16 protein-coding genes are annotated in these 15,048 nt (G+C 66.1%); 10 read left to right on the forward strand and 6 right to left on the reverse strand.

Annotated features, from left to right (window positions below; genetic code table 11):
• Positions 1-92 precede the first annotated feature (92 nt).
• The 5 genes from WFK98_RS11280 to sigJ all read left to right on the forward strand — a co-directional run bounded on the left by WFK98_RS11280 (position 93) and on the right by sigJ (position 5,021).
• Positions 93-1,367 (forward strand): GNAT family N-acetyltransferase, encoded by a 1,275-nt coding sequence (locus tag WFK98_RS11280; RefSeq protein WP_336800267.1) that lies wholly within the window; start codon positions 93-95, stop codon positions 1,365-1,367.
• A 5-nt stretch (positions 1,368-1,372) separates the two neighbouring features.
• The gene (locus tag WFK98_RS11285) at positions 1,373-3,055 is read left to right on the forward strand and encodes a sulfatase-like hydrolase/transferase (protein ID WP_336800268.1); all 1,683 of its coding nucleotides are present in this window, start codon (positions 1,373-1,375) and stop codon (positions 3,053-3,055) included.
• A gap of 21 nt (positions 3,056-3,076) precedes the next feature.
• Positions 3,077-3,505 (forward strand): HIT family protein, encoded by a 429-nt coding sequence (locus WFK98_RS11290; protein WP_336800269.1) that lies wholly within the window; start codon positions 3,077-3,079, stop codon positions 3,503-3,505.
• A 76-nt stretch (positions 3,506-3,581) separates the two neighbouring features.
• Complete coding sequence (locus WFK98_RS11295; protein WP_266338106.1) at positions 3,582-4,052, forward strand: carboxymuconolactone decarboxylase family protein; 471 nt, start codon at positions 3,582-3,584, stop codon at positions 4,050-4,052.
• A 66-nt stretch (positions 4,053-4,118) separates the two neighbouring features.
• Positions 4,119-5,021, forward strand: coding sequence for an RNA polymerase sigma factor SigJ (sigJ, locus tag WFK98_RS11300; protein WP_336800270.1), 903 nt, complete (start codon positions 4,119-4,121; stop codon positions 5,019-5,021).
• A gap of 72 nt (positions 5,022-5,093) precedes the next feature.
• On the opposite strand, the gene clpA is transcribed toward sigJ, so the two are convergent.
• The 3 genes from clpA to WFK98_RS11315 form a co-directional block, all read right to left on the reverse strand.
• A complete protein-coding gene (clpA, locus tag WFK98_RS11305) occupies positions 5,094-7,529 on the reverse strand; it encodes an ATP-dependent Clp protease ATP-binding subunit ClpA (RefSeq protein WP_336800271.1) in 2,436 nt (811 codons plus the stop codon).
• A gap of 9 nt (positions 7,530-7,538) precedes the next feature.
• Positions 7,539-7,868: an ATP-dependent Clp protease adapter ClpS gene (gene clpS, locus WFK98_RS11310; protein WP_266338109.1), complete on the reverse strand. Its 330-nt coding sequence runs from the start codon at positions 7,866-7,868 to the stop codon at positions 7,539-7,541.
• 404 nt (positions 7,869-8,272) lie between these two features.
• Positions 8,273-8,584, reverse strand: a complete 312-nt coding sequence (locus WFK98_RS11315; protein ID WP_277614177.1) for a phasin family protein — start codon at positions 8,582-8,584, stop codon at positions 8,273-8,275.
• A gap of 506 nt (positions 8,585-9,090) precedes the next feature.
• On the opposite strand from WFK98_RS11315, the gene WFK98_RS11320 reads away from it, so the two are divergent.
• On the forward strand, positions 9,091-10,587 hold the full coding sequence (locus tag WFK98_RS11320; RefSeq protein ID WP_266338110.1) for a D-alanyl-D-alanine carboxypeptidase: 1,497 nt from the start codon (positions 9,091-9,093) through the stop codon (positions 10,585-10,587).
• Between the two features lie 54 nt (positions 10,588-10,641).
• On the opposite strand, the gene WFK98_RS11325 is transcribed toward WFK98_RS11320, so the two are convergent.
• Positions 10,642-11,274, reverse strand: a complete 633-nt coding sequence (locus WFK98_RS11325) for a DnaJ domain-containing protein (RefSeq protein WP_266338111.1) — start codon at positions 11,272-11,274, stop codon at positions 10,642-10,644.
• Between the two features lie 192 nt (positions 11,275-11,466).
• Between WFK98_RS11325 and panC the strand changes: the two genes are divergently transcribed.
• Entirely contained in the window at positions 11,467-12,315 is an 849-nt protein-coding gene (panC, locus tag WFK98_RS11330; protein ID WP_336800272.1) for a pantoate--beta-alanine ligase, read from the forward strand.
• 5 nt (positions 12,316-12,320) lie between these two features.
• On the opposite strand, the gene WFK98_RS11335 is transcribed toward panC, so the two are convergent.
• A complete protein-coding gene (locus WFK98_RS11335) occupies positions 12,321-12,758 on the reverse strand; it encodes a DUF1489 family protein (protein ID WP_336800273.1) in 438 nt (145 codons plus the stop codon).
• A 232-nt stretch (positions 12,759-12,990) separates the two neighbouring features.
• Between WFK98_RS11335 and WFK98_RS11340 the strand changes: the two genes are divergently transcribed.
• The 3 genes from WFK98_RS11340 (at position 12,991) to WFK98_RS11350 (ending at position 14,250) form a co-directional block, all read left to right on the forward strand.
• Positions 12,991-13,182, forward strand: coding sequence for a hypothetical protein (locus WFK98_RS11340; RefSeq protein WP_266338114.1), 192 nt, complete (start codon positions 12,991-12,993; stop codon positions 13,180-13,182).
• A 73-nt stretch (positions 13,183-13,255) separates the two neighbouring features.
• Positions 13,256-13,960 carry a DUF599 family protein gene (locus tag WFK98_RS11345; protein ID WP_266338115.1) on the forward strand — a complete coding sequence of 235 codons (705 nt, stop codon included), beginning with the start codon at positions 13,256-13,258 and terminating at the stop codon, positions 13,958-13,960.
• On the forward strand, positions 13,957-14,250 hold the full coding sequence (locus tag WFK98_RS11350; RefSeq protein WP_266338116.1) for a DUF3253 domain-containing protein: 294 nt from the start codon (positions 13,957-13,959) through the stop codon (positions 14,248-14,250). Before WFK98_RS11345 ends, WFK98_RS11350 begins: the two co-directional genes overlap by 4 nt.
• Here the strand turns inward: WFK98_RS11350 and WFK98_RS11355 are convergent.
• Positions 14,247-15,038 (reverse strand): YdcF family protein, encoded by a 792-nt coding sequence (locus WFK98_RS11355; protein ID WP_336800274.1) that lies wholly within the window; start codon positions 15,036-15,038, stop codon positions 14,247-14,249. The genes WFK98_RS11350 and WFK98_RS11355 overlap by 4 nt on opposite strands.
• Positions 15,039-15,048: the final 10 nt, after the last annotated feature.

Here is a 15,048-nt window from a genome sequence, read left to right on the forward strand (position 1 = left end):
TGCGCCGGAGAGCACGGCGCGACTTGCGCTTGCGGCGTTTCGCCATAGATGCTGGGATGTCCCATGCGCTCAAGCGAGATCGTCCTCCCCCCATGACCGCTTCCACCGATGCGCGCCTCAGCGTCCTCTCCTCGCTCGCCGAATTCGATCGGCAGCAATGGGACGCCTGCGCCAATCCCGGCTGGCCATCCGCCCGCCCGTTCGGCGATGATCCCTCAGCTTTTCTAAAGGCTTACCATCGACGCGCGGAATCCGGACATGAAGCCGGCGCGCTTGAATCAAAATCTCAGCGACCCGCCTATAACCCTTTCATTTCCTACGACTTTCTGCATGCACTGGAAGAATCCGGCTCAGCCACCGGCCGCACCGGCTGGCAGGCGCGGCATCTCGTGCTCGACGGCGAGGACGGCAAGCCGGTCGGCATCGTGCCCTGCTACCAGAAGCCCCATTCGATGGGTGAATATGTCTTCGACCAGGGCTGGGCCGATGCCTATGAGCGGGCCGGCGGCAACTATTACCCGAAGCTGCAGGTCTCGGTTCCGTTCACGCCGGCGACCGGGCGACGGCTGCTGACGCGGGCCGATGCGCCGCCGGCCGCGCGCGAGCTGCTGGTGGCGGGCCTGCTGGAACTCTGCCGCCAGCTGCGCACCTCCTCCATCCACGCGACCTTCCTGGAAGAGCCCGACGCCGACCTCTTCGACGACAGCGGCTTCCTGGCCCGCATGGACCAGCAGTTCCATTTCATCAACGAGGGCTATCGCGACTTCGAGGACTTCCTCGACGCGCTGGCCTCGCGCAAGCGCAAGACGATCCGGCGCGAGCGGCGCGAGGCGCTGGCCGGCGGGATCACCGTCGAGCACCTGACCGGCGCCGCCATCACGGAGGCCGACTGGGACGTCTTCTTCAGCTTCTACATGGACACGGGCTCGCGCAAATGGGGGCGTCCCTATCTCAACCGGCGCTTCTTTTCGCTGCTCGGCGAGCGCATGGCCGACCGGGTGCTTCTGATCCTCGCCAGGCGCGACGGCATCCCGATCGCCGGCGCCCTCAACCTGATCGGCTCGGACGCGCTCTACGGCCGCTACTGGGGCGCCTCCGAAGACGTGCCCTTCCTGCATTTCGAGATCTGCTATCACCAGGCTGTCGACTGGGCGATCGCGCATGGCCTGCCGCGCGTCGAGGCCGGCGCGCAGGGCGACCACAAACTCGCGCGTGGCTATCGGCCGATCGTCACCCGCTCGGCCCACTTCATCGCCGATCGCGGGCTGCGCCGCGCCGTCGCCGACTATCTGTCGCGCGAGCGCGAAGCGGTTGCCGCCGACCACGAATTCCTCGACGAGCACACGCCGTTCAAAGCTGATACGTGATTGGCATGACAGCGATTCTCCTTTGGGTCGGTGCCGCGGCCATCCTGCTCGTGACCGAGCGGCAAGCGACGAAACCCGCCTCCGCCCTCGTGGCTTTCGCCTTCCTGACGGCCTGCTTCCTGCTGGTGGTCGGCGACCTGGAACGCGCCACCCTGCTGGCGCTGATCCTGGCGCTCACCCTGGTCGGTGCCTCCGCCGTCAAGCATCACCACAGCGGCATGAAGCTCGCCGTCGCCGACCTGGCGCTCACCTTTGCCGGCACCATTCCGTTCATGCTGCGGCAATACCGGCGGACGGCGGCGCTCACCATCGCCGGCGCGGTCCTGCTTTTCCTCGCCGCCCTCGCGACCCTGGCGCTCGTTCGCGGCGGCGCCTTTGCCGTCTCCACGCGACTGCTGATCCTGGCGGCCACCGCCGCCGCGCTCTACGCGCTCTGGCGAGTCAATGGCGGCACGGCCTACCGCACAGACGTGACGCAGCAGAAGCGCTTCTTCTCGTTTTTCATGATGTCGCTGGTCGATGTCGCGAGCTGGTGGCCGACCGGCGGCCTCCGGATGCTCGACGTCGCCGCGACGCCGCTGCCGCTCGCCGCCCCGATTCCGGCGCGCTCGGAGATCCGCCCCGACATCATCGTCATCCAGCATGAATCGGTGTTCGATCCCCGCCTCTATGGCCTTCCCGTCGACGACCGCATCGCGGCGTTCCTGACGCCAAAGGACGGGCTCAACGGCACGCTGCATGTCGACATCTATGGTGGCGGCTCGTGGCAGACGGAATTCAGCCTGCTGACGGGGCTCTCCTCCGCCAGCTTCGGCCCGGATTCCTATTTCCTGTTCAAGAAGGGCGTCGGCCGCTTCCGCCATTCGTTGCCGGGCGAACTCGCCGCCCTCGGCTACCGGACCATGCTCTCGACGAGTTGCCGGCGCGAGTTCATGAACTACGACGCGTTCTACGCCGGCATCGACGTCGACGAGCGGGTGTTCTCCGACGAATTCCCGCCGCCGTTCGATCTCGCCACCTTCGAGGTCAACAATTCCGACGCGGCCTTCTTCGCGGCGACACAGGGCGCGCTGGAACGCTCGATCGACCGCGACCCGGCGCCGCGTTTCCTGATGGCGCTGACCAATTTCAACCACGGCCCACACGAAACCCGCCTCGTCCCGCCGGGGCACTACGAGGACGAGCGGCGCTTCGCGCTCGAAGCGCTGCCGGACGGCAATTACGGCGAATACTGCGCCCGCCTGAGCGAGACGGCCGACAGTTATGCCGCCTTCAAGGCGGCGCTGAAGACGCGCTATCCCGGCCGGCCGATGCTGATCGTCCGCTATGGCGACCACCAGCCGACGATGACGCGGGCGATCGAGGAGGCGCGCGGCATCCAGTCCGACGATCCGCGCCAGTTCGAGACCTTCTACGCGATCGAAGCGCTCCACTTCGATCCGGCGCTGCAAAGCGTGCCGGAGCGGCTCGACATAGCCATGCTCGGCACCGTGGCGCTGCAGGCCTCCGGCCTGCCGCTCGATGCCATCAGCGCTACGCGGGCCGAGTTGATCGGCGAATGCGGCGCGCACTATATGGCGACACAATCGGAGCGAAAGAACCGCTTCCACCGCACGCTGATCGACCAGGGCATGATCGACCTCGGCAAAGCAGCGCCGCAGGCCGCCGCCCTGCCCGAACGGGCCTGACCATCACGACGGGAGACATGCATGACCCAGTATGACGACGCCAACATCTTCGCCCGCATCCTGCGCGGGGAAATCCCGTCCCAGCGCGTCTACGAGGACGCCGAGACGGTCGCCTTCATGGATGTGATGCCGCAGGGACCCGGGCATCTGCTCGTCGTGCCGAAGGCGCCGTCGCGCAACCTGCTCGATGCGGATCCGGCCGTGCTCGCCCGCCTGATCCCGGTGGTGCAGAAGCTCGCCCGCGCAGCCAAGACCGCCTTCGCCGCCGACGGCGTGACGGTGATGCAGTTCAACGAACCGGCCTCCGGCCAGACCGTGTTCCACCTGCATTTCCACATCATCCCCCGCTTCGACGGCGAGCCGCTGCACCCGCATACCGGCGCGATGGAGAGGCCGGAGATCCTGGCGGAGAACGCCGAACGGGTGCGCGCGGCGCTCAACGCGAAATAATCCGGAAAAATTCGTGCGCGCGCGTCACAGGCGGCCGGTCTGTCTCGTCTAGTCCCGTCAACCAACGGAGACGATCATGACCGAGAGACTGAACGCCTTTGCCGCCGCGCCGGAAGCCTTCAAGGCGATGCTCGAGTTCAGCGCCAGGATCAACGCGATCAGCATCGAGCACGGCCTGCAGGAACTGGTGAAGATCCGCGCCTCGCAGATCAATGGCTGCGCCAACTGCCTGCACATGCACACGGCCGATGCGCGCAAGCATGGCGAGACCGAGGAGCGGATCTACCTGCTCAGCGCCTGGCGCGAGTCGCTGCTCTACACGCCGCGCGAGCGCGCCGCGCTCGGCTGGACCGAGGCGCTGACGCTCGTCGCCCAGACCGGCGCGCCCGACGCCGACTATGAGGCGCTGAAGGCCGCGTTCACCCCCGCCGAGCAGGTCGAGCTGACGCTCCTGATCGGCACGATCAATTCGTGGAACCGGCTCGCCGTCGGCTTCCGCACCGTGCATCCGAACGACCGCAAGGCGGCTGCCCTCGCGGCGGCGTGATATACCCGCTCCCGGCCGCGGCGGTCATGCCGTGGCCGGGAGAGGCACAGACAGTTACGGAACTCCATGGCCGACGCGTCCTATCCCGAGTTCGAGCAGCACCGGCGTTTCCTGACCGCGCTTGCCTATCGCATGCTCGGATCGCTGGCGGATGCGCAGGACATCGTCCAGGACGCGTTCCTGCGCTGGCACGGCTCGGCGCCGGCGGAGGTCGCGAGCCCGCGCGCTTGGCTGGGCACGACCGTCACCCGCCTCTGCCTCGACCTGATGAAATCGGCCCGCGCGCGCCGCGAGAACTATGTCGGCCAATGGCTGCCCGAACCGGTGATCGCGCCGCCGGCGGCGGCCGATGCCGCGCAGGCCGCCGAGGAGCGCATCGACACGCCGGTCGCGTTGATGCTGGCGATGGAACGGCTCTCGCCGCTCGAGCGCGCCGTGTTCATCCTGCATGACCTGTTCGATTTCGAGTTCCGCGAGATCGCCGGCGCCATCGACCGCAGCGAGGCGGCCTGCCGCCAGTTGCTCGTCCGCGCGCGAAACCATGTCGGCGACACGGAACGACGCTATGATGTCGATGCCACGGAAGCGGCGCGGGTCGTGACCGCCTTCTTCGCCGCGACCTCCAGCGGCGACGCTTCGGCGCTTCGCAACCTTCTGGCGGATGCCGCCCGCCTCCATGGCGACGGCGGCGGCAAGCGCCCCGCCACGCTCAACGTGATCCATGGCGCGGACAAGATCGGCCGCTTCTTCGCGGGTATCCTCCAAAAGCCGGACGCCCGTCCGGTTCAGGTCTGGTCCGGGCCGCTCCGCATCAACGGCCTCCCCGGCTTCGTCTCGCTCGACCCGTTCGGAACGCTTCAGGCGATCGCGCTCGAACTCGAAAACGGCCGCATCGTCGCGATCTACAGCATGCGCAATCCCGACAAGCTCGCCGGTGCGGAAGCCTTCCTGCACCACGCGGACGCGTGATCCCGGAGCGCAAAAAAGAAAAAGGCGGGACTCCATCGCGTCCCGCCTTTCTTCATGTCGCAGCCGGACGGATCACTCCGTCTTCAGCGGCACTTTCGGCACTAGGCCGCCGCGCTTCGGCGGCGTCGGGGTCTCCGGAGCCGCCTTCTTGGCGCTGGCCGCCTTGCGGCGGGGCTTCGCCTTGGCCTTCGGCTCTTCCGGCTCGGGCTTCGGCGTCACCGGACCATCCTCGATCGGCTCGAGATGCAGCCCTGCCTCGCCGTCTTCCTTGGTCTCGACCGTCACCTTGACGGTGCCGCCCTTGCGCAGCTTGCCGAACAGCACTTCGTCAGCCAGCGGTTGCTTGATGTACTGCTGGATCACGCGGCCCAGCGGGCGGGCGCCCATCTGGCGGTCGTAACCCTTGTGCGCCAGCCAATCGACCGCCTCGGGCGAGAGATCGAAGGTGACACCACGATCGGCCAGCTGTGCCTCGAGCTGCAGCACGAACTTCTGGACGACGCTGTGGACGACCTCGATCGGCAGATTGCCGAACTGGACGATGGCGTCGAGGCGGTTGCGGAACTCCGGCGCGAACAGGCGGTTGATCGCCTCCTGGTCGTCGGGGTCGCGCGTCGTCGACTTGAAGCCGATGGCGGGCTTGGCGAGATCGGCCGCGCCGGCATTGGTGGTCATGATCAGGATGACGTTCCTGAAATCGACCTGCTTGCCATTGTGGTCGGTCAGCTTGCCGTGGTCCATCACCTGCAACAGGATGTTGAACAGATCCGGATGCGCCTTCTCGATCTCGTCGAGCAGCAGCACGCAATGCGGATGCTGGTCGACGCCGTCGGTCAGCAGGCCGCCCTGATCAAAGCCGACATAGCCGGGAGGCGCGCCGATCAGCCGCGAGACGGTGTGGCGTTCCATGTATTCCGACATGTCGAAGCGGATCAGCTCGACGCCGAGGCTGGCCGCCAATTGCTTGGCGACCTCGGTCTTGCCGACGCCCGTCGGACCGGCGAACAGGTAGGAGCCGATAGGCTTTTCCGGTTCGCGCAGGCCGGCACGCGCCAGCTTGATCGCCGAGGTGACCTGGGCGATAGCGCTGTCCTGGCCGTAGACGACGCGCTTCAGCGCCGCTTCCAGACCCTTCAGCACTTCCTGGTCGTCCTTCGACACCGTCTTGGGCGGGATCCGCGCCATGGTGGCGATGGTGTCCTCGATCTCCTTGACGCCGATGGTCTTCTTGCGGCGGTTCTCCGGAATCAGCATCTGCGAGGCGCCGGTCTCGTCGATCACGTCGATCGCCTTGTCCGGCAACTTGCGGTCATGGATGTAGCGGGCAGACAGCTCCACCGCCGACTTGATCGCGTCGTTGGTGTAACGGACGCGGTGGAAGTCCTCGAAATAGGGCTTCAGGCCCTTCAGGATTTCGATCGCATCCGGAATGGTCGGCTCGTTGACGTCGATCTTCTGGAAGCGGCGGACGAGCGCCCGGTCCTTCTCGAAGAACTGCCGGTATTCCTTGTAGGTGGTCGAGCCGATGCAGCGGATCGAACCGCCCGCCAAGGCCGGCTTCAGCAGGTTCGAGGCATCCATGGCTCCGCCCGACGTCGCGCCCGCACCGATGACGGTGTGGATCTCGTCGATGAACAGGATCGAGCCGGGATACTCCTCGATCTCCTTGACGACCTGCTTCAGCCGCTCCTCGAAATCGCCGCGATAGCGGGTTCCGGCGAGCAGCGTGCCCATGTCGAGCGAAAAGATGGTCGAGCCGGCAAGCACGTCGGGAACATCGCCCTCGACGATCCGCTTGGCGAGGCCCTCGGCGATCGCCGTCTTGCCGACGCCGGGGTCGCCGACGAAGAGCGGATTGTTCTTCTGCCGGCGGCACAGCACCTGGATCGTCCGGGCGATCTCGATGTCGCGGCCGATCAGCGGGTCGATCTTGCCCTTCTTCGCCTTCTCGTTGAGGTTGACGCAATAAGCATCCAGCGCGTCAGCCTTCTTCTTGTTTTCCTCGCGGCTGTCGACCGTGGCGGCGTCGTCGTCGACGCCATGGACCGGCCGGCTCTCGCTCATGCCGGCCCGCTTGGCGATGCCGTGCGAGATGTAGTTGACCGCGTCGTAGCGGGTCATGTCCTGCTCCTGCAGGAAGTAGGCGGCATGGCTCTCGCGCTCGGCGAAGATCGCGACGAGCACGTTGGCGCCGGTGACTTCCTCACGGCCGGACGACTGGACATGGATCACGGCGCGCTGGATGACGCGCTGGAAGCCGGCGGTCGGCTTCGAGTCCTCGTCGGGACCGTGCGCCAGATTGGCCAGTTCGGTATCGATGTAGTCGATCAGGCTGCGCTTCAGCATGTCGAGGTCGACATTGCAGGCACGCATGACGGCTGCTGCGTCCTGATCCTCGATCAGAGCGAGCAGGAGATGTTCGAGTGTCGCATATTCCTGGTGTCGCTCGTTTGCGAAAGCGAGCGCCTGGTGGAGGGCCTTTTCGAGGCTGCGGGAGAATGACGGCACGTTAGGACCTCACTTCCTTTCCATCACGCATTGCAGCGGATGTTGGTGTTTGCGTGCGAAATCCATCACCTGCGTGACCTTTGTCTCGGCCACTTCATAGGTGAAGACACCACACTCCCCCACGCCATGCTGATGCACATGCAGCATGATCTGCGTTGCCTCCTCGCGGTTCTTGTTGAAGAACCGCTCGAGCACATGCACGACGAACTCCATCGGCGTGTAGTCGTCGTTCAGCAGCAGAACGCGATACAGGTTCGGCCTTTTGGTCTTTGGCCGCGTTTTGGTGACGACGCCGATGTCGTTGTCGCCATCGTCGGAACGACGAGTTTCGTTGCTCATAGGGTTCGATCAATACGTCGCGAAAACGGAATCCTGCCGACAATCTCGCTGCGGCGCAATCGCTCATTTCGAGCATCCGCGCCTTAGCGTGCAAGACCCAGCGGGGAGATGTCGAGGTTTTATATGGGGAGGCTTCTCGGGGATGGAAGTGCACCCCGCGCGCGGCGCCGAGCTTCGGTCGGTTTGCGTCACTTTCGCGTCACATCCCGTGGCCCGGCTCCCACCGAAATCCGAGCCTTGAGGCCATGTTGCAAGCGCATAGCGGCAAGGCTGCGCCATCCGGGAGAACAGGGGCGAACCAGAACAAACGCCGGCGTCCGGACCACGCCCGGTCACAGCCAATCCAAGGAAACCAGCGAAAAGGCCGGCCACGCTTCGGGCCGGCCCGGGAGAGCCGGAAATGGCTACTTCGGGAATGAGCCGAACACGCGCTCGAACGGCTTGTAGGCGTCGCGCGTCACTTCGGTCATCATCGACCCGAACTTCGTCATCTGGGCCATGTAGCCCTCATAGGACGACTTGACGTAGTCGCTCTGCGCCTCGACGGCCTTCTCGACGCTGGACGAGGTGAGGATCTTCTCGAGCGCCGCCGAACCCGACTCGAAGCTCTTCTTCGAATAATCGGCCGCTTCCACCACGATCGCCTGCAGTCCCTGGGTCATGGAGCCGAAGCTTTCCATGGCCATGTCGATGCCCTGCTTGCTCGCCTTCTGCATACCGTCGAAATCCTTGATCAAAGGAAGGGCCTCCCCGCTCAAACCGTGCCAAAGCTGGCTCAACAGGAAGCACGTTCCAGCACCGCCGTTAGGAAGTCAAGAAATTCTGTTGCACCGCACAAATTCACCGAACCGTTTGCCGACGCTGCGGAAGCTACTCCGGAGGCCCAAATCGGGATCCAAAACCCATCGGTCATTTTTACGGTTTCGTAACGGCGTTTGCCTAGCTTCGATCCGTAAGACCGAAGAGCCCCGCGTTTCGAACGCGGGCAGCTTTCGAAGACAGGACGGAACATCGGAAACCAGGCGCGGCAGCATCGCTTCAGCCCGTGTGGGAACGAAAAATATCCGTTCTTGCCTCAAAAAAGTTCCGGTCTTGCGGTGAATTGGCAATTGGGCACTGCCGGAACGGAAGTTCCGGTTCTGTGAGACGCGGAGTGATCACTCGTATGTTGATGGGTCTGAACCCTCTCGGCCGGCATTGCCTCCGCTCGGTTCGACGCGCCATGGCCGGCCTCCTGGTCGCCGGAGTAGCGCTCACCGCGGTCACGGTGGAAGCGGCCGCAGCCCCCAACTCGTCGATCGTCGTCGATGCCAAGACGGGCAAGGTGCTCTATTCGAAGGAGCCCGACGCGCTGCGCCGGCCCGCCTCGCTCACCAAGATGATGACGCTCTATCTGCTTTTCGGCGAACTGGAGAGCGGCCGGCTCACCATGTCGTCGCGGCTCCGCGTCTCCGAATTCGCATCGCGCCAGCGCCCGACCAAGCTCGGCCTCAAGCCGGGCTCGACCATCGCGGTCCGCGACGCCATGCTCGGCCTGATCACCCGCTCCGCCAACGACGCCGCCGTGGTGATCGCCGAGAACCTCGCCGGCTCCGAAGCCGCCTTCGCCCAGCGCATGACCAAGACCGCCCGGTCGATCGGCATGAGCCGCACCACCTTCCGCAACGCCTCGGGCCTGCCGAATGACGGCCAGTGGTCGACGGCGCGCGACATGGCGACGCTCGGCCGCGCCCTCCAGGATCGCTACCCGCGCTACTACAAGTTCTTCGCCACCAAGAGCTTCGTCTACAATGGCCGCGTCATCAACGGCCACAACCGGCTGCTCGGCCGCGTCAACGGCGTCGACGGCATCAAGACCGGCTACACCAATGCGTCGGGCTTCAACCTGGTTTCGTCGGTGAAGCGCGACAACCGCTCCCTGGTCGCCACCGTCATGGGCGGCAATACCGGTGCCGCCCGCGACAAGCAGATGACCGTCCTGCTCGAGAAGTACCTGCCCGTCGCCTATGCCGGCCCGGCCAAGTCGCGCTCGCTGTTTGCCCGCAACAATGCCCCCGCCGCCGTGGACGACGACGCCGATGTCGCTCCGGTCGCCGTCGCGGCTGCCGAGCCGGTTCCTACCCCCGTTCCCGCCGCTCGCCCGGCCCGCGCCGAGCCGGTGGCCGTTGCCATGGCCACCGCGACGCCGCTGAAGCAGGCCGTGCCGCTCCCGGCGCCCGCCCCCGTCCAGGTCGCCTCCGTCGAGGACGAGCAGCCCGTTTCGGTACAGGCCTATGCGCCCGAGCCGGTCGAGCCCGCCGCCGCCAAGGGTCCGCGCATGGTGTTCCAGACCGGCCCCGCCGGTCGCGAGATCGCCCGGCCGAGCGTCAAGACGGCTTCGATCATCCAGCCGGTTCCGACCGCGGACGACGAAGCGGCCGATGGCGTCACTGGCAGCATCGCTCCGGCGGCAACGCCTGTCGCCGAAATCGCCGATGGCTGGAAGATTCAGATTGCTGCTGCGCCGGACGAGGATGGTGCTAGACTGATGCTCGATCGCGCCAAGTCGAAGGCCGGCAAGATGCTCGCCAGCGCAACGCCGAGCGTCGAGCCTGTCGCAAAGGGTGCATCGACTCTCTATCGGGCCCGTTTCGCCGGGTTCGACAACAAGGATCAGGCCCGCGCCGTTTGCGCCTACCTGACGAAGCGCGATGTTTCCTGCCTTGCCATCCGTCAATAGCGGCTGGCCGCATACCCGATTTTCGCCCTCCTTCTTTGTATTTGCGTCTGGGAGCTAGCGATGTCCGCCGAGGAGTCTTTCCTTCGCCTCGTTGATTTGGGCGGCCAAGAACGTCGATCCTCCCTGGTCGGGGTGGACGCGTTTCATCAACCGCCGGTAGGCCGCTCTGATTTCGGCCTCGGAAGCGCCGGCCGAAAGGCCAAGGATCTGGTAGGCCTGCTCATCTGTCATGGCGCCCGCGCGCGCCGTGCGGCGCGGCCCGCCTGCCGGGTCACTCTCGACGTTTTCACGCCAACCGGGAATTCGGCGGTCGAGATAAGCTTCGAGTAGAGCGCGGTCGCGGGCCCTGCCCGCGACTTCGGAATAGAGGACGACGAGTTCGTTACGGCCGAGCGTATCGAGCATCCGGCCGGCGAACCGGCCTTGCTTGACCTGGTTGCCCTCGATCCAGGGCTTCATCGATTCGAGGATCTTCGGCTTCAGCAGCCAGAGTCCGATGGCGAGCAGCGGTATGCCCGCCCCGAGCCGGCCGGTGGCCGCGGTGAAAATGCCCGTCGATATCAGCGCCCCGGCGGCGCCGCGCCGCACCGAGCGCCCCAGCGCATGCGCGCCCTTCTCGCCTCCGAACAGGAAGGCGATGCCGATCGACACGGCAAGCACGCCCAGGAACGGGATTATCAGGCCCATCGGTTCTCCAGACTGGCCGATTCCGTCCGGCCCTTCCCTCTCTATTGCGGACAAGTGTCCGTCGCGGCAAGGGCCGGCGGCCGCGATGGATGACGCGCGCATGATTTGCTAGACAGGCGCCGCACGGTCGCGGGCGCCGCCAACCACAATCCTTGGCGACGCCGGGCCGCGCTCCGCGCAAAGAGGAATGCCATGCCCGCCAGCCCGATCATCCACCGCACCGTCGACGACTTGCGATCCGCCGTTTCCGACTGGCGACGAGACGGCCTTCGCATTGGCATGGTGCCCACCATGGGCGCGCTGCACAGCGGACATCTGGAACTCGTGCGCGCCGCCCGCGAGCGCGCCGACCGGATCATCGTCTCGATCTTCGTCAATCCGACGCAGTTCGCGCCGACCGAGGACTTCGGCTCCTATCCCCGCACCGAGACGAGCGACGTCGCCAAGCTCGCGGAACTCGGCGTCGAGGCGGTGTTCGCCCCCAACGCCAACGAGATGTATCCGGCCGGCTATTCGACCACCGTCTCGCTGGCGGGACCGGCGATCGGGCTCGAAACCGACTTCCGGCCGCACTTCTTCTCCGGCGTCGCGACGGTGGTCTCCAAGCTGTTGATCGCCGCCTTCCCTGACGTCGCGATGTTCGGCGAGAAGGACTACCAGCAGCTGATGGTCGTGCGTCAGATGGCCCGCGACCTGCGGCTGCCGACGGAAATCGTCGGACTGCCGACCATCCGCGAAGCGGACGGCCTCGCCCTCTCCTCCCGCAACGCCTACCTCTCGGCCGAGGAACGTCAGACAGCGACGACGATCTCGCGCGTCATGCGGCATGCCGCCGACGCGATCCGGGCCGACGGCGATGCCGAAGCGGCGCTGGCCGAAGGGCGGGCGACGCTGACGGCGGCCGGATTCCGCGTCGACTATCTGGTGCTGCGCAATGCGGAGACGCTGGCGGAGATCGTCGACATCGCGAACGAGCCACGCCGGATGCTCGCCGCCGCCTGGCTCGGCAAGACCCGGCTGATCGACAACATCGCCGTCTAGGACGGCTAGAGCAGACCGAGTTCGGCGAGCTCGGCCTTCAACGCCGAGGGCAGTTCGTCGCCCGCGCCGCCGATCGACGCCAGATCGCGCGGCACGTCCTTTTCCTGGAGATAGCGCCAGCCCTGGAACGGCCGCTTCGGCTGCCATTCGGTCGGGATGACCTGCGGGTCGAAGACGATCCGGCAGCGCTGGATGCCGTCCGCGCCGGTCACCGTCTGAAGATCGCGCAGGCGCTGGCGCGCCTGTACCTGGCCCTTGATCACCCAGTAGAGCGATCCGCCGTCCAGAAGCTCGGGAATGCGCTTCGGAATCATGCGGGTGGTGTGGGTGTCCTCGGGTTCGAGCCCCATGCCGCGCTGGCGAACCAGATCCTCCGCGATCCAATCGGTCAGCTGATCGATCGATTCGACACCGACGCAGAGTTTGATGAGATGCAGGGCCATGCGGGGAGACTTGTCCTCAAACGGGCGGGCGGCGAAGGCCGCGTCGATTTTTCCACAAGGATGAAATGGCGCTCGGCTTCGGACTGGCCTATGAGCCTGTCTGGAAACGGCGCAAGCTAGCATAGGCGTTCCGCCCGCCCCGCGAAAGCAGGAAGGGGGAGATGCGACAGCGCTGCGGCAGCCCGTTCGACGCCCGTCCGGATCGGCGTCGGTCCCCTAGCACGAGGCGAACATGACGGAACAGAAGCTCCCCATCGACGACAAGGCGAGCCGCGTGGCCATGGTCGGCATCATCGCCGGCCTGGTGCTGACGGCGGCCGGCATGATGTTCCGCCAGCCGATCTTCGGCGGACTCGGCCTCTTCCTTATTGTCGTGCTGGTACTCCTGCGGCGTCCAATCGCGCGATTGCTCTCGTCGCGCTGAGCGGCGTGTTGCTCAGGCCAAGCCGGTTTGGCACCATCGGCGGCAAACCGGCTAGCGGGAGGAGCAGCCAATCGTGTTCGAGATTTCCGCGATCGACATCGTCGCGATCGTCACATTCGGTGCGTCGTGGTTTCTCTATTCCGTGATCCTGTCACGGCTCGCCGCCTCCGGCCGCACGCTGTCTTCGGCGATGGATATCCAGCGCCGGCAATGGATGCGGACGATGATGCACCGCGATCTCCGCATGATCGACACCGGCATCATGAGCGGCCTGCAGAACGGCACCGCCTTTTTTGCCTCGACCTCGTTGCTGGCGATCGGCGGCTGCTTCGCCATGCTCAACTCGGCCGATCACATCAATAGCGTGATGCGCGACCTGGCCCTGGTGCCGACGGTGCCGCGGGGCCTTTTCGAGGCCAAGGTGATCGGGCTGATGCTGATCTTCGGGTACGCCTTCTTCAAGTTCGGCTGGTCCTATCGGCTGTTCAACTATGCCTCGATCCTGATCGGGGCGACCCCGACCGCCGCCCACGCGGCCGAGCCGGAGACAGTCGCCGCCGCCGAGCGCGCCGCGGTGTTCACCATCACCGCCGGCCGCCACTTCAACCATGGCCTCCGGGCCTTCTTCTTCTCCATCGGCTATCTCGGCTGGTTCGTGAACGGCTGGACACTGATCGTCACCACGCTGGTGGTGGCGCTCGTGCAATTGCACCGGCAGTTCTTCTCGGATTCGGCCAAGATCGTCATCGCCGCCGCCGCGCGCCAGGAAGTCCCATGAAAGTCAGCCACGAGCTCATCGAAACCACCCTGGTCGGCCTCCTCGCCTCCCTGCCCCCAGGCAAGAGCCTGGACCCGACCGAGCTCGCGCGCGCCATCGCCGGCAATGACGAAAAGGTCTGGCGCCTGCTGATGGTGCCGATCCGGGCGGTCGCGATCCGCCTCGCCGATGACGGCCGCGCGACGATCCTGCGCAAGGGCCGGCCGGTCGACCCGCATGATTTCAAGGGCGTCTACCGGATCGGCGCAGCGGCGCCTGCCGAGGGCGGGGACGCGCCGGAGGCCGTCTAGGGGCCAGGAAAGAGGCTGTCGGTGCGGCCCGAAAGCCAATAGGCCAGAAGCCCGATCCACTCCTTGGTCGCGATGTCGACGCGCTCCAGCCCGACGGAGGGTTGCGACACGAACCGCGTCAGGTCCTGCGTGCCGGCCGAACGATAGTCCGATGGCCAGGGCAGGACGTCCCAGCCGATGGCGCGGAAGCATCCGACCGAGCGCGGCATGTGAAAGGCAGAGGTCACGAGCAGCCAGCGCTCGCCGGGCTTCGGATCGACCAGCGCCTTCGTAAAGCGGGCATTCTCGGCGGTGTCGCGGCTGCGATCCTCTATCGTGATGCGGGCTGCGGGTATGCCCATGGAGAGGAAGAAGCGCCGTGCCGCCTCGCCCTCCGAATTGCCGTCCGGCACGAACTGATCGGTGCCGCCTGTGAACACGAGGCGTGCCTCCGGATGGCGCAGCGCCAGGGCGACGCCGTCCGTCAGCCGATCGCCGGCATCGGTCAGCGTCACCGACTGCCGCGCCTCGCCGATCCGCTGGTCGATGCCGCCGCCCAGCACGACGATGCCGGTCACCGGTCCATCCGGCTCGACCCGGTTAAACCGGTTCTCGAGCGGAAGGAGCAGCGCCGCGCCGAGCGGCGAGAAGCCGGCGACGAGCAGCCCGATCGCCGCCACCACCACAAGGCCGGCGCCGAGTCTCACCGCGCCGAGGCCGATGGCGAGGACGCCGGCGGCGAGTGCCAGGATCAGCGCGGCCGACGGCTGCAGGAAGAACCAGACCAGCTTGGCGGCATAGAAGAACATCGAAAGCGGT

It is taken from the genome of Kaistia sp. MMO-174 (assembly GCF_037147815.1).
Taxonomy (GTDB): Bacteria; Pseudomonadota; Alphaproteobacteria; order Rhizobiales; family Kaistiaceae; genus Kaistia; species Kaistia nematophila.

Coding starts and splice junctions, on each gene's coding strand:
- WFK98_RS11295 (WP_266338106.1), top strand. CDS start 3,582: ATGACCGAGAGACTGAACGCCTTTGCCGCCGCGCCGGAAGCCTTCAAG.
- sigJ (WP_336800270.1), top strand. CDS start 4,119: ATGGCCGACGCGTCCTATCCCGAGTTCGAGCAGCACCGGCGTTTCCTG.
- WFK98_RS11290 (WP_336800269.1), top strand. CDS start 3,077: ATGACCCAGTATGACGACGCCAACATCTTCGCCCGCATCCTGCGCGGG.
- WFK98_RS11335 (WP_336800273.1), bottom strand. CDS start 12,758: ATGGCCCTGCATCTCATCAAACTCTGCGTCGGTGTCGAATCGATCGAT.
- WFK98_RS11280 (WP_336800267.1), top strand. CDS start 93: ATGACCGCTTCCACCGATGCGCGCCTCAGCGTCCTCTCCTCGCTCGCC.
- WFK98_RS11325 (WP_266338111.1), bottom strand. CDS start 11,274: ATGGGCCTGATAATCCCGTTCCTGGGCGTGCTTGCCGTGTCGATCGGC.
- panC (WP_336800272.1), top strand. CDS start 11,467: ATGCCCGCCAGCCCGATCATCCACCGCACCGTCGACGACTTGCGATCC.
- WFK98_RS11340 (WP_266338114.1), top strand. CDS start 12,991: ATGACGGAACAGAAGCTCCCCATCGACGACAAGGCGAGCCGCGTGGCC.
- WFK98_RS11350 (WP_266338116.1), top strand. CDS start 13,957: ATGAAAGTCAGCCACGAGCTCATCGAAACCACCCTGGTCGGCCTCCTC.
- WFK98_RS11315 (WP_277614177.1), bottom strand. CDS start 8,584: ATGCAGAAGGCGAGCAAGCAGGGCATCGACATGGCCATGGAAAGCTTC.
- WFK98_RS11320 (WP_266338110.1), top strand. CDS start 9,091: ATGGCCGGCCTCCTGGTCGCCGGAGTAGCGCTCACCGCGGTCACGGTG.
- WFK98_RS11355 (WP_336800274.1), bottom strand. CDS start 15,038: ATGTTCTTCTATGCCGCCAAGCTGGTCTGGTTCTTCCTGCAGCCGTCG.
- WFK98_RS11285 (WP_336800268.1), top strand. CDS start 1,373: ATGACAGCGATTCTCCTTTGGGTCGGTGCCGCGGCCATCCTGCTCGTG.
- clpS (WP_266338109.1), bottom strand. CDS start 7,868: ATGAGCAACGAAACTCGTCGTTCCGACGATGGCGACAACGACATCGGC.